The organism is Ramlibacter sp. AN1015 (assembly GCF_037726105.1).
GTDB lineage: Bacteria > Pseudomonadota > Gammaproteobacteria > Burkholderiales > Burkholderiaceae_C > Ramlibacter.
The window spans coordinates 270380-283805 of record NZ_JBBJUM010000001.1 but is presented as its reverse complement, the minus strand read 5'-3'; the positions used below and the strand labels follow the sequence as shown (position 1 = coordinate 283805).

Below are 13426 nucleotides of genomic sequence, written 5' to 3'. Positions count from 1 at the left end.
TGCCGGGGCGCGGCCATGAGCCCAAGCCACAGCCATCTACTCAAAACCCACATCGCCGCAGAGCGGGAGAGGCTGAGGTGGCAGAGCTGGCGCAGCGGCCGCATTGCGCACTGCACATGGCTGCACATGGCTGCACATGGCTGCAGGTGGCTGCGCGGCGGCGGGAGCGGCGGGCCGGGAGGAGGAACGCTGGTGGGAACGGCGTCTGCCGAGGCTGGCGGAACGACGTGCGCAGCGGCAAGCACACCACCGGCCGGCGCGTGGTGCGGCACCCCCGCTGCGCAGCACCGGTGTGCCGCACGCCGGCCGCGACGCGGTCGCGCCGCTGCGCCTCAGGTCAGAGATCGACCACCAGTTCGCCGCCGGCCGCCTTCGGCCGCGAGCAGCACAGCACGACCTTGTGCTCGCGTTCCTTGCGGCTGAGCACGAAATCGCGGTGCTCGACTTCGCCCGAAGCCCCGGCGTCGTAGGGCGTGGCGCAGACGCCGCACAGGCCGTCGCTGCACTTCACATCGACGCGCACGCCGCAGGCGGCGAGCACGTCGGTCGCGCTCCGGTCGGCCGCGACCTCGAGCGTGCGGCCCGAGCGCGCGAGCCGCAGCGTGAACGGGTGGTTCACCCAGGCATCGGCCTCGGGCACGCTGAAATACTCGCGGTGCAGCGCTTCTTCGGGCCAGCCGTGCGCGGCGGCGGCCGCGAACACGCCGTCCATGTAGCGCACGGCACCGCAGGTGTAGAGGTGCGCTCCGGCCGCATACGTGGGCACCAGCGCCATCAGGTCGGCGCGCGCGCCCTCGTCCTTGAAGTGATAGTGCACCCGGTCGCGCCACGTCGCCTCGGCCAGCTCGCGCACGAAGCCCGCAGTGCGGCGGCTGGCCGCGCTGTAGTGCAGCGCGAAGGGCTTGCCCAGCGCGTGCAGCCGGTGCGCCATCGCCAGCATGGGCGTGACGCCGATGCCGCCGGCGAACAGCAGGGACAGCGTCGCGTCCTCTTGCAGCGGGAAGTGGTTGGCCGGCCGCGAGACGAAGACCTGCCGGCCCTCGCGGAAAGCCCGGTGCATCAGCGCCGAACCCCCACGCCCGCCGTTCTCGGGCGCCTCGCGCAGCACGCCCAGCACGTAGCGGCTGCGGTCGGCGGGGTCGCCGGCGAGGCTGTAGGCGCGCTGGTATTCGGGTGCGATCACCACGTCGATGTGCGCGCCCGCGTCGAAGGGCGGCAGCTCGCGCCCGTCCGGCGCCACGAACTCGTAGCGCGCGACGCCCTCCGCCATCTCCTCGCGCCGGTGCAGCACCACGGGAAAGACCGGGGGCTCGCCTTCGAGCGGGCGCGCCGCGGGCGCCAGGCCCTCGGTGTCGCCGGCCGCGACCCGGGCCTTGTACTGCTGCGGCGACAGCAGGGTGCGGTAGCGGGCGATCCCTTCGTCGCGATCGACCGGAAAAGGCACGGGGTAGGGCGGCGGCATCTTGTCGGCCGGATAGACGGCGAGGGTCTGGTCCTCGTAGCGCAGGTCCAGGTCCTTCTGCAGGCCGCGGCGGTTGGTCTGCGCGGCCTGCACGTAGCGGCCGCTGGCGCGGTCCAGCTCGATGTCCCACCACCAGGTCTTCTCCGGGTTGATGCTGCCGCGGTCGAGCGCATCGTCGAGCCGGGCCAGCAGCGGCGCCATGGCCGGGGCCTTCATCGCGACCTGCCGCCACACCCCGTCGGCGAGCAGCCCCTCCAGGTTCCAGGGACAGGTCTTCATGCAGCGCCCGCACATGCCGCCGGCGGCGTTGGCGATGCGGTAGCGCGCGCACTTCTCGGCGTCGCTCTTCCAGATTTCGTAGCCGTTGTACATGAGCTTCGGGCCGGCGGTGATCGCGCCCGAGGGGCACTCGCGCGCGCACTTGTTGCAGCCTTCGCAAAAGCGCTGCAGGCCGAAGTCGATGGGCCGGTCGGCGGCCATCGGCATGTCCGTGGTGACGGTGCCGCTCTTGAGGCGCGGTCCCAGGAAGGGGTTGAGGATCACCTCGCCGATGCGGCTGACCTCCCCCAGGCCGGACAGCAGCAGCAGCGGCGGCTGCAGCACGTCGCCGTCGAGCACCGAGTGCACCCGCGCCGAGTAGCCCAGGCGGCGGATCTGCTCGGCCAGGATGCCGCCCAGCAGCGAGAAGCGCAGGTAGGCGCGCATGCTCTGCGCCACCGAGATCCAGTCGTCGCCGCTCGCGCCCTCCATGGTCTCGTGGCCCTGGTCGATCAGCAGGTTCACCGCGTTGGCGTGGTAGGCCGGCATGGGGTTGCCGCCTGCGTCGTGCGAGTAGTAGGCCCACTCGGGCACGCCGCACAGGCCGACCGCATCGACGCCGAGGTAGTAGGCCGCGGCCTTGAGGTTCTCGGCGTTGCGCCGCGGCTCGGACGCGCCGGGCGCGACCGGGCCTCGGGCTTCGCCGAACTGCAGCAGCAGCAGCGCACCCAGCGCCCGACGGGCGCAGGCGCCGATCGGGCTCTTCATCACGTAGTATGCGTTCTTGGCACCGTCCTGCACCGGCTTGCCCAGATCGCCGAACAGCGCACGGGCAAAGAAGTCGGCGCGCTTGGGAAACCGCGGCACGCGCTCGTGGTCGATGAATGTGGTGGGCTCGTCCCGGCGGGTGAGCGTCTCGAACGGGAAGGCGCCATCCTTGAAGTCGCGCCGGGCGAACGCCTCGCGGTTGAATGCGCTCTTGAGCGTACCCTTGCCCAGCCACCACGCCGGCCCGTGGCTGGACCAGCGGTCCTGCTCCGGCGACAGCGGCCGGTCGGGAGCCATGTCGAAGGTGGTGCTGATCGCGGCCAGGCCGTAGCGCGTGCCCACGTAGGGGTTGTTGCCGTCGGGTTGGGCCAGCCCCGCGGCGACAGCGAGCCGACCCAGATCGAGTTCGCTGCAGCTGGCGGTGTGCGCGCGCGCCTCGAAGCCCAGCATGCGCAGATAGGTGGACAGCAGCACGGCGGTCTGCGCCGCCAGCACCGCCGCGCGGTGGGGCTGCGTGCCCGCGAGCCACTCGCAGCCTGCTTCATCCGGGCGCGGGTCGCGCGGCCATTCGACCAGCACCAGCAGCGCGTGGCCGTGGTGGTCGATGGGGCCGTGCCGCGTGCGGGCCGACTCGATGACATCGGCCAGGATCATGTCCATGCCGGCCGCGAAGCTCATGGGCTGGCTGCGCTCCAGTTCCTCGCCCAGTGCGGTGACCAAGGGGTTGCGCAGCGGCGTCGCCAGCCGCGCCGCCGCCGGGATGGCGCAGGTGGCCACCATGGACGCGTCGAAGTAGTAGCCCGCGGCCTTCAGGTGGCGGGCGCGCTCGAGCGGATCCTGGGGCACCTCGCCCTCGGCGGGGTTCACCGCGCCGTCGCGCACCAGATCGAACATGGCCATGTAGCGCGCCATGGCGTGCACCAGCGACTGCGGATCGGCCGCATCGAACCGCAGCGCCTGCATCGGCGGCACGGCTTCCAGGGGCTGCGGCTGGTCCTGGCGCGTCAGGCGTTCGAGGGGGTAGGGGCCCAGGTGGACCGGGCGGTCACGATAGGAGAAAAAGCGCATGGGTACTGCTGGTCTGGCGTGTTTCGCGAACCAGCTCCGTAGGGCCGGCGGCGACGGGCCCGCGGGGTGCGGACGGGACGGGCCGCACGCGAGTGCTCGTCGCGGGAGGCCGCGATTGTGCCCGTCGCCTGCCCCGCGTGCCCGGTCAGGGGGAGGGCTGTGTTCCGGTGTCCAGCTCGCGCAGGCGCCGCACGGTTTGCAGGAACTGCTCCAGGGTGAACGGCTTGCGCAGGAAAGCTTCGTAGGTCAGCTGGTAGGGGCGAAGCGCCGCCTCGGGGGCCCCACTCATGAGCAGGACGGGCAAGGCTGCATAGCCGGGCAGTGCACGCACCGCGCGCACCAGCTCGGCGCCATTGAGCACGGGCATCATGAAATCCGTGATCAGCAGCTGCGGCGCGGCCGTGGCCAGGCGTTCGAGGGCCTGACGCCCGTCCGCCGCCAGCGTGACGCGGTAGCCTTCCTGGGACAGGATGAGCCCGATCACCTCGGCGCTCGAGATCTCGTCGTCCACCAGCAGGATGCGAAAGTCGCTCACGTCCACCCCGGCACCGTTATGGCTTCACGCGACAACGTCGGGCTCCTGCCGTACGGACAACCCCTCCGCCCCGAGAGCGAGTTCGCGCACGCGCAGGTCGCTGCGCAGCATGCGGCTCTTGCCGAGCCACACGAAGCGGCGGACCGCCTCGTGCTCCGTCACCCGCAGGCGCAGGATGGTGTCGGCCACGGCGGACATGGCGGCGGCCTGAATGGCGCGCGAAGGATCGACATCCTCGATGGTCATGAGCGTCGTGGCGCCGAGTCTGCGCAGTTCGTTGGCGAAGGCGGCCAGGAAGCTTTCGCCGCGCTCGGCGAAAGCCGGCGCGCTGAGGAACCCGCCCAGCCCATCGACGACCACGCGCCTGGCGCCCGACTGCTCCACGCGCTCCAGCAGCCGCTGCGCCACTTCGTCCAGCAGGTTTTCGCCGAGTGGCTGCCAGAGGAACTCCACGTTCGGCCCGCACAGCACGCCGGCGGGGTCGATGCCGAGCCTTCGCGCGATCGCTTGCAGAAATTTCGGCGTCTCGTAGAAGCCGAGGAAGATGCCGCGCTCGTGAGCGGCCGATTGCGCGAGGAAGTGCAGGGCCAGGGTGGTCTTGCCGCTGCCGGAGGCGCCGGCGATGGTGGCGACGCTGCCCTGGGCGATGCCGCCGATGTCGAACATGCGGTCCAGGCCCGGGACGCCGAGCGATACGCCGACCGGAGTGGCCGCGAAATCGGCCGAGCCGCGCGGCATCGATTCGAGGCGCGGAAAGATGACGATGCCGGTGGGCCCGATCTGGAAGGAATGGTTGCCGCGCAGCGTGCGGCTTCCGCGGAATTTCACGACCTCGATGTTGCGCTCGCGCCGTGGGCCGAATGCCCGCTCCCGCAGCAGCAGGATGCCGTCCACCATGGTCTGCTCGGCCGTCACGCCCCGGTCGGCGGGAGCGCTGGTGAGCAGGAGGGTGGTGCACCCGCTCAGCGAGGAGTGGGCCTGCAGATCGCTCACGAACAGCTTCAGCGACTCGTCGGACGCGGCGGCCTCGGCGGCCATCACCAGCCCGTCGAGCACCAGCAGCCCGGCACCGCGTGCACGCATCTCGGCCTGCAGCAGCTTGACCACGCCGGGCAGCCCCTCGGAGCGCAGCGCATTGAAGGCGCTGATGTAGTAGATCCGCTCGGGCGCTGCCGACGGATCGAAGAAGGAGAACGACTGCATGTGCTGCAGCAGGCGCGCGTGCGACTCGGCCAGCAGCGTGACGTAGACCACGTTGCCGCCGCCGGCGGCGTGGTGGTAGGCGATCTGGTTGGACAGGATGGTCTTGCCCGCCCCGGGGGCCCCCTGCAGGATGTAGACGCCCGATTGGAGAAAGCCGCCGCCCGTCACCTCGTCGAGGCCGGGTACGCCGGTGGCGATGCGGGGCAGGGCTGCCTGCGGGCTCGCGGTGGTGTGGTTCACGTGTGCTGGTCCTTCACTCCCGCTGCGGCCACGCGCAACGGCAGCCGGATCGTAAACGTGCTGCCTGCGCCGGGCTGCGATGCGACCTCGATCGTTCCGGCGTGGGCAGCGGCCATTGTGCCCGCGATCCACAGGCCCAAGCCAAAGCCCCCACGGTCCGCGGCGCCAGCGACCACGCGCTCGAAGGTCTGCGACATGCGCGCGAGGTCGGCCGGCGGGATGCCAGGCCCGCCGTCCTGCACGCGGACCCAGGCCCAATCCGCCGGCCCGGCGCCGGCGTGCACGCGCACGGCCGTGCCGGCGCCGTACCGGATCGCGTTGGCCACGAGGTTGCCGATGATTTCCTCGACCATCTGCGCATCCCAGCACCCGACGGCATCGACCTCCACCGCTTCGCTGAGTTCGGCGCCGCGGAACGCCGCCTCGTCCTGGTAGGTCTCGACCACCTCGCGCACGACCTGCGATAGCGACACCGTGCCGAAAGTCGGCCTGAGCTGGCCGGTGGCGATGCGGCTCAGGTCCAGCAGAACCGTCGCACGGCGCACGCAGCGCTGGGCATTGCGGCGGGCCCGTTGCACCTGCTCGCGCAAGGCCGGATCGGTCTCGGCGGCGCTCCGTTCGAGCAGGGCGAGCTGCAGTCCCAGCGCGTTCAGCGGCGAGCGCAGCTCGTGCGCGGCGATGGCGAGGAACTCGTCGCGCGCGTGCAGACCCGCCCGAGCTTCGGCCAGGGCCCGCTGCGCCTCGCGCAGCTCGGCGGCGAGCGCCTGCGCATCGTGCGGCCGTGCCGGACCCCCGGCGCTCACGCGGTGCCCCGCGGGGCGCCCGCGGTCGCCGGCGGCAACGGAAGCGAGACCATGAACTCCGAACCCTTCCCGGGCGCGCTCTGCACGTGGATGCGGCCGCCATGGGCGTGCACCAGCTGCTGGCTGATGAACAGCCCGAGGCCCAGCCCCTGCACCGTCCCAGCCGAGCTGGTGCGCTCGAACTGGCCGAAGATGCGCTCCTGGTCGGCGGGTGCGATGCCCGGTCCCTGGTCCTTGACTGAGATCACGGCCTCCCCCGTCTGCTGGCGCAGCGTGACCTGCACGGGCCGGCCGCCGCCGTAGCGCAGGGCATTGGTCAGCAGGTTGGTGAGCACCTGCTCGAGGCGCACCTCGTCGCCGACGATCGGCAGGTGGGGCGGTGCCTCGACTCCCAGTGGCGTGTCGGAGGCGCGCGCCTGCTCCGACATCGCCTCGACGGCGCGGCGCACCAGCGCGGAGAGGTCCATCTCGCAGGGCGCCATGGCCAGACGCCCGGTGCGGATGCGCGAGACGTCGAGGATGTCGTCGAGCAGGCGGATCATGCTGTGGATCTGCCGCTCGTCGTTGTCTGTCATGGTCTTGAGCGTCGGCAGCTCGGGCGGGCTGCCGGTGCCGATCAGGCGCTTGCGCAGCTGCACCTGCAGGTACAGCGTGTTGAGCGGATTGCGCATCTCGTGCGAGACCATCGACATGAAGTCGTCGCGCATGCGCACCGCGCGCTGCAACTCGGCGTGGGCCTGCTGCAGCGCCTGGCGCTGGCGGAACAGATCGACGAAGACAGCCACCTTGCTGCGCACCATGTGCGCATCCAGCGGCTTGTAGAGGAAATCCACCGCGCCGCTCTCATAGCCGCGAAACGCGTGATTCAGCTCGCGGCCCGCCGCGGTGACGAAGACGATGGGAATGTGGCGCGTTCGCTCGGTGCCCCGCATCAGCTCGGCCAGCTCGAAACCGTTCATGCCCGGCATCTGCACGTCGAGCATGGCCAGCGCGAACTCGTGTTCCAGCATCAGCGACAGGGCCTCGTCGCCGGAGCGGGCGCAGAACACCTCGCGGTCGTTGCCGCGCAGCAGGGCCCGCAGGGCGACCAGGTTGCCCTCGAGATCATCGACCAGCAGGATTTTCACGATGGGCGCGGCGGATGTCATGGGCAGATCAAGGTAGGCAGGAGTTCTTGGATTGCCGCGAGCGGCAGCACCAGGTCGGCACCGGCAAGGTCCAGCGCCGCCTGCGGCATGGCGGCGTGCTGGGCCTCGCGCGGGTCCTGGACGACGGCCAGTCCGCCGCGTTCGCGCACCCGCGCAAGTCCCTGCGCGCCGTCCTCGTTGGCACCCGTGAGCACCACGGCCGCCAGGCCGGGCCCATAGGCTTCGGCGCAGGACTCGAAGAGCAGGTCGATGGCGGGCCGCGAGTAGTGCACCGGCGGCTCGCAGCTCAGGGAAAAGCTGCGGTCGGCCTCCACCAGGAGATGGTAGTCCGGCGGCGCGAAATACAGCCAGCCCGGCTCCAGGCGGCTGCCCGGAAGGGCCTCGCGCACCTGCAGGGGCAGGCGCGCCGCGAAGATCTCGGCGAGCCGGCTCTCGTGCGCGGCAGGCAGGTGCAGCACGACGATCACCGGCGCGCAGGTGGGCCGGGTGAGCCCGGCGAGCACGGTGAACAGCGCGTCGATCCCGCCGGCGGAGGCGCCGATCGCGAGTGCCTCGATGCGGCGGTCGGTGGTTGCTGCGCTCATGGGGTGGCCCCCTGCGGCAGCTTGCGGTAGAGCCGCTCGCGCCGCGCCACCGGCTCGAAGCGACCCGCCCACTTCGAGAATTCCAGCGTCTCCTTGGAGCCCAGGCCGAGATAGCCGCGGTGTGCGAGCGATTCGTGGAACAGGCCGAGCGCCCGGTCCTGAAGCGTGCGGTTGAAGTAGATCAGCACGTTGCGGCACGAGACCAGATGGGTTTCGGCGAACACGCTGTCGGTGGCCAGGCTGTGGTCGGCGAAGGTGATGCGCTCGCGCAGCGCGCGGTCGAACACCGCACCGCCATAGCCGGCGGTGTAGTAGCGCGAGAAGCTTTCCGCGCCGCCCGCCGCCTGGTAGTTCTGGGTGAACAGCTGCATGCTTTCGAGCGGGTAGATTCCCTTGCGCGCACGCTCCAGCGAGGCCGGGTTGATGTCGGTGGCGTAGACCATCGCGCGGTCCAGCAGGCCCTCCTCGCGCAGCAGGATCGCCAGCGAGTACGCCTCCTCGCCGGTGCTGCAGCCCGCCACCCACACCTTGATCGACGGATACGTGCGCAGCACCGGCGCCACCTGGCGGCGCAGCGCCAGGAAGTACGGCGGATCGCGGAACATCTCGCTGACCGGCACCGTGAGGTGCTGCAGCAGCTGCGCGAAGCCGCCCGGATCGTGCAGCACGCGCTCCTGCACGGCCGTGATCGTGGGCAGGGCCATCTGTTCGCGCGCGTGCTCGACCCTGCGGCGCAGGGAGGCCAGCGAGTAGTCGCGGAAGTCATGCCCCCAGCGCAGGTAGACAGCCTCCACCAGCAGTCGCACCTCGATGTCGGCAACGCTTCGGTTGGCCATCAGAGCAGTTCCATCTTGGGCAGCCACACGCGTATGAGCGAGAACAGGCGCTCCAGTTCGATCGGCTTGGCGAGGTAGTCGCTGGCCCCGGCAGCCAGGCATTTCTCCTGATCGTCGCGCATCGCCTTGGCGGTGATGGCGATGATGGGCAGCTTCTGCCACCGCGGATTGCGTCGGATCTCGCGCATGGCGGTGTAGCCGTCCATCTCCGGCATCATGATGTCCATCAGCACCAGGTCGTAGCCGTCCTTCTGGCCGTCCCTCTGGCCGAGCTGCTGCAGTGCCTCGATGCCGTTGCGCGCGACGTCGATCTGCGCGCCCTTGTGCTCCAGGGCGCTGCTCAGGGCAAAGATGTTGCGCACATCGTCGTCCACCACCAGGATGCGGCGGCCCTCGAAGGCCTTGTCGCGGCTGCGCGCGGTGCGCAGCATCTTCTGGCGCTCGCTGGAGAGGTCCGCCTCCACCTGATGCAGGAACAGGGTCACTTCGTCGAGCAGCCGCTCGGGCGATCGAGCTCCCTTGATGATGATGGAGCGCGAGTAGCGCAGCAGTTGCGCTTCTTCATGGCGGTCGAGGTTGCGCCCGGTGTAGACGATGACCGGGGGAAAGGAGCGGCTCTCGCCGGAGGCCATGCGCTCGAGCAGTTCCTGGCCGCTCATGTCGGGCAGCTTCAGGTCGATGATCATGCAGTCGAAGACCGCGCCGGCCAGCGCCTGCAGCGCCTGCCCGCCCTCGGCGACGGCGGTGATCTCCACGCCGTCTTCTCCGATCAGCAGCGAGACGCTCTCGCGCTGCCGGGGGTCGTCCTCGACCAGCAGCACGCGCTTGACCTTCTGGCTGAACTTGGACTCCACGCGCTTGAAGACGTCCTGCAGCTGCTCCCGGGTGGCCGGCTTGAGCGCGTAGCCCACTGCGCCCATCTGCAGGGCGGTTTCGGAGCGGTCCTCGGCCGAGAGCACGTGGACCGGAATGTGCCGCGTGCGTGGGTCGTCCTTCAGACGCTGCAGCACCGTCAATCCGTTGCTGTCCGGCAGCCGCATGTCCAGCAGCACCGCCTGCGGCTGGTGATCGATGGCGAGCCGCAGGCCCGACTCGGCATGGTGCGCCACCAGGCAGCGATAGCCCAGTTCGTGCGCGAGGTCGAACAGGATGCGCGCGAAGGTGTGGTCGTCCTCGACCACCAGCACCGTGCGGCGGCCCTCGGGCGCCTGCTCGCGGTCGTCGGGGAACGCCGGCCGCTCCGGTTCGGGCATCGGCGCCGGCACCGGGCGCGGGGCCATGCGCGAACCCGGTGCCGGCGTGGGCGCGGCAGTCGAGATGGCCCCAGCGGCCGGGGACGCCGCCTGGGGCCACTCGGCGGCGGGGCGATAGACGAGCGGCAGGGACAGCGTGAAAGTGCTGCCTTGCCCGGGTTCGCTGGTCAGGGTCAGGGTGCCGCCCAGCAACCGTGCCAGGTCGCGCGAGATCGACAGGCCCAGGCCGGTGCCGCCAAAGCGCCGGCTGACGGTCCCGTCGGCCTGCTGGAAGGCCTCGAAGATCAGCTCATGCTGTGAAGGATCGATGCCGATGCCGCTGTCGCGCACGTCGAACACCACCTGGTCGTCGTGCGTGCGCACGGTCAGGGCGACGGTGCCCTTGTCGGTGAACTTGACCGCGTTGGACAGCAGGTTGCGCAGGATCTGCTCGACCCGCTGCCGGTCGGTGACGAGCTGCTGCGGTGCGTCCGGAGCCACCTCGGTCTGGAAGCGCAGTCCCTTGCGGTCTGTCAGTGGCTCGAACAGCATGCGCAGCCCCTCGACCACGCCGGCCAGCGGCGTGGCGTCCGGCTGCACGTCCATCTTGCCGGCTTCGACCTTGGCGATGTCCAGCACGTCGTTGATCAGGGTGAGCAGGTCGTTCCCCGAGCTGTAGATCGACTGGGCGAACTTCACCTGTTCCTCGGTGAGGTTGTGGTCGGGGTTGTCGGCGAGCAGGCGCGCCAGGATCAGTGCGCTGTTGAGGGGGGTGCGCAGCTCGTGCGACATGTTGGCCAGGAATTCGGACTTGTAGCGGCTGGCCCGCTGCAGCTCCTCGGCGCGGGCTTCCAGCTCGCCCTGCGCCTGGCGCAGCTCGTCGCGCTGGTCGGCGAGCTGCTCGGCCTGCTCGGACAGGCGCAGGTTGGTCTGCTCCAGCTCGGCCTGCTGGTTTTCGAGGTTGGCCTGCGATTCCTTGAGCGCGCGCGAGTGCTCCTCCAGCTCCTCGTTGGCCGTCCGGAGCTCTTCCTGCTGCACCTGCAGCTCCTCGTTGAGCTGCTGGGTCTCTTCAAGCATGTCCTGCAGGCGCCGGCGGTTGCGGGCGGCTTCCAGCGAGGCGCCAAGATTGCCGCTGGCCATCTGCAGCAACTCGCCGTCGCGGGGCGAGACGGGGCGCAGCAGACCGACCTCGAGCACGCCGTTGAGCCGGCCCTCGTGCTCGATCGGCGCGATGAGCACCGACTGCACCGTGGCATGGCCGAGACCCGAGCTCACCCGCAGGTAATCGGCGGGGACCTGCTCCAGCGTGAACTGGCGACGCTGGGCCGCGCATTCGCCGATCAGCGAGCGATCGGCCGGCATGCGGGTGGAACTGCCCTCGAGTTCGGGCGACCACCCCCAGGTGCCCGCGCGCACGAAGCTGCCGTCTTCCTGCGGCAGATAGATGACGCCGACGGCGATGCCGAGATAGCGCGACAGGAACTCCAGTGCGCCGTGCGCGACCCCGGCGACCGCCTGCTCGCGCGCCAGCCGTTCGCTGAGCAGGGACTGGCCTTCGCGCAGCCAGGCCTGCGATTGCAGCGTCTCGGCCTGGCGTGCCTGTTCCTCGAATGCGCTGCTGTAGGCGCCAGAGACGGCCATCAGGTCGCGCCGGCCGCGCCATGCGAGCAGCATGCCCACCGACAGCATGAATCCGACGAACAGGGCGACCGAGACCTTGGCGTTGCGGTCGGCCTCCTGCACGCGCTCCAGGCGCAGGCGGCGCTCGTAATTGGTGAACGCCTCGAACTCGTCGCGTATCGCCCGCTTGAGCTGTCGCCCCTCGTCGAGCCCCTCGCCGCCGGCGTACTGGCTGTCGCGTCGCTTGCGCTCGATCTGGTCGGAGGCAAATCGGTTCCAGCGCGCCTGCAGGGCGGCGATGCGCTCGATGCGCTCGCGCTGCGGGGGCGCTGCGGCGGCCAGCTCGCGCAGGCGTTCGCGCTCGCCGCTGAGCCGGGACAGCGACTGCTCGTAGGGTTCGAGGTAGCGCGCATCGCCGGTGAGCAGATAGCCGCGCACGCTCGACTCCATGTCGAGGTCGAGGTTTTGCACCGCATACGCGCGGGTGATCACCTGGTCGGTGCGCTCCACCTGGGCGATGGCATCGAGCAGGTACAGGATGAGCCCGACGAACAGCGTGGCGCTGACGATGCCCAGGGCCAGCGGAAAGGAGACGTTGCGCGTGAGGATGCTGCGGAAAATGCGCGGATCGTTCGGCGTTTGGGGCATTGATCGTTGGGGCGAATACTGAACAGTGGCGAGGGGCGAGTGTGCCGCAAAGGGCAGCTCATCCATTGGCGCCCAGGGGACGGTGAGACAATCCGACACCATGAGCGCCGTCTGGAGTGACCCCCCCAATCCGACCCCCCGAGAGCAGAAGATCGAGCGCGAGACGCACAAGCTCGAAAAGCGGCTGTGCCGGCTGGCCGGACAAGCGATCGCCGACTACCGCATGATCGAAGCGGGTGATCGGGTGATGTGTTGCCTCTCCGGCGGGAAGGACAGCTACGGACTGCTGGACATCCTGCTGAAGCTTCGGCAGCGCGCGCCGGTGCATTTCGACATCGTCGCGGTGAACCTGGACCAGAAGCAGCCGGGATTTCCCGGCCACGTACTGCCTGAGTACCTGACGCGCCTGGGGGTTCCCTTCCACATCGAGGAACAGGACACCTATTCGATCGTCAAGGACAAGATTCCCGAGGGCAAGACCATGTGCAGCCTCTGCTCGCGCCTGCGCCGCGGCATCCTGTACCGCGTGGCCGGCGAGCTCGGAGCGACCAAGATCGCGCTGGGCCACCATCGCGACGACATCCTGCAGACCCTGTTCCTCAACATGTTCTTCGGCGGCAAGCTCAAGGGGATGCCGCCCAAGCTCGTGAGCGACGACGGGCGCCATATCGTGATCCGCCCGCTCGCCTACGTGGCCGAAAAAGACCTGGTGCGATGGGCCGCGCACCGCCAGTTCCCGATCATTCCCTGCACCCTGTGCGGCAGCCAGGAGAACCTGCAGCGCAAGCAGGTGTCGGCGATGCTGCAGGAATGGGAGCGCAAGCACCCGGGCCGGCTCGAGAACATGTTCTCTGCTTTACAAAATGTCGTGCCTTCGCATCTGGCCGACGGCGCACACTACGACTTCAAAGGTCTGCAGGCCACGGGGGTCGCCAGCGCGGACGGGGACAAGGCGTTCGATCCCGAGCCCTTCGCCGTGCCTTCCGCCCCGGCGGAGCTGCAGATCGTCCGCCTCTGAGCG

9 protein-coding genes are annotated in these 13426 nt (G+C 70.0%); 1 reads left to right on the top strand and 8 read right to left on the bottom strand.

Features of this window, described 5'->3' with window-relative positions; all coding sequences use genetic code 11:
• Positions 1–337 precede the first annotated feature (337 nt).
• The 8 genes from WG922_RS01370 to WG922_RS01335 all read right to left on the bottom strand — a co-directional run bounded on the left by WG922_RS01370 (position 338) and on the right by WG922_RS01335 (position 12405).
• On the bottom strand, positions 338–3556 hold the full coding sequence (locus tag WG922_RS01370) for a 4Fe-4S dicluster domain-containing protein (RefSeq protein ID WP_340280095.1): 3219 nt from the start codon (positions 3554–3556) through the stop codon (positions 338–340).
• A gap of 145 nt (positions 3557–3701) precedes the next feature.
• The gene (locus tag WG922_RS01365; RefSeq protein WP_340280094.1) at positions 3702–4091 is read right to left on the bottom strand and encodes a response regulator; all 390 of its coding nucleotides are present in this window, start codon (positions 4089–4091) and stop codon (positions 3702–3704) included.
• Positions 4092–4115: 24 nt separating this feature from the next.
• A complete protein-coding gene (locus WG922_RS01360; protein WP_340280093.1) occupies positions 4116–5534 on the bottom strand; it encodes an RAD55 family ATPase in 1419 nt (472 codons plus the stop codon).
• Positions 5531–6337 carry a sensor histidine kinase gene (locus tag WG922_RS01355; protein ID WP_340280091.1) on the bottom strand — a complete coding sequence of 269 codons (807 nt, stop codon included), beginning with the start codon at positions 6335–6337 and terminating at the stop codon, positions 5531–5533. The genes WG922_RS01360 and WG922_RS01355 overlap by 4 nt, the downstream gene beginning before the upstream one ends.
• Positions 6334–7485 (bottom strand): hybrid sensor histidine kinase/response regulator, encoded by a 1152-nt coding sequence (locus tag WG922_RS01350; RefSeq protein WP_340280090.1) that lies wholly within the window; start codon positions 7483–7485, stop codon positions 6334–6336. The genes WG922_RS01355 and WG922_RS01350 overlap by 4 nt, the downstream gene beginning before the upstream one ends.
• Positions 7482–8069: a chemotaxis protein CheB gene (locus tag WG922_RS01345; RefSeq protein ID WP_340280089.1), complete on the bottom strand. Its 588-nt coding sequence runs from the start codon at positions 8067–8069 to the stop codon at positions 7482–7484. Before WG922_RS01345 ends, WG922_RS01350 begins: the two co-directional genes overlap by 4 nt.
• The gene (locus WG922_RS01340; protein ID WP_340280087.1) at positions 8066–8905 is read right to left on the bottom strand and encodes a CheR family methyltransferase; all 840 of its coding nucleotides are present in this window, start codon (positions 8903–8905) and stop codon (positions 8066–8068) included. The genes WG922_RS01345 and WG922_RS01340 overlap by 4 nt, the downstream gene beginning before the upstream one ends.
• A complete protein-coding gene (locus WG922_RS01335; RefSeq protein ID WP_340280086.1) occupies positions 8905–12405 on the bottom strand; it encodes a response regulator in 3501 nt (1166 codons plus the stop codon). The genes WG922_RS01340 and WG922_RS01335 overlap by 1 nt, the downstream gene beginning before the upstream one ends.
• Before the next feature lie 100 nt (positions 12406–12505).
• Between WG922_RS01335 and ttcA the strand changes: the two genes are divergently transcribed.
• Positions 12506–13423, top strand: coding sequence for a tRNA 2-thiocytidine(32) synthetase TtcA (ttcA, locus tag WG922_RS01330; RefSeq protein WP_340280083.1), 918 nt, complete (start codon positions 12506–12508; stop codon positions 13421–13423).
• The last annotated feature ends 3 nt before the right edge of the window (positions 13424–13426 follow it).

Bases quoted from the DNA above. Each gene is read 5' to 3' on its own strand.
- ttcA (WP_340280083.1), top strand. From the start codon at position 12,506: ATGAGCGCCGTCTGGAGTGACCCCCCCAATCCGACCCCCCGAGAGCAG.
- WG922_RS01350 (WP_340280090.1), bottom strand. From the start codon at position 7,485: ATGACATCCGCCGCGCCCATCGTGAAAATCCTGCTGGTCGATGATCTC.
- WG922_RS01335 (WP_340280086.1), bottom strand. From the start codon at position 12,405: ATGCCCCAAACGCCGAACGATCCGCGCATTTTCCGCAGCATCCTCACG.
- WG922_RS01370 (WP_340280095.1), bottom strand. From the start codon at position 3,556: ATGCGCTTTTTCTCCTATCGTGACCGCCCGGTCCACCTGGGCCCCTAC.
- WG922_RS01340 (WP_340280087.1), bottom strand. From the start codon at position 8,905: ATGGCCAACCGAAGCGTTGCCGACATCGAGGTGCGACTGCTGGTGGAG.
- WG922_RS01345 (WP_340280089.1), bottom strand. From the start codon at position 8,069: ATGAGCGCAGCAACCACCGACCGCCGCATCGAGGCACTCGCGATCGGC.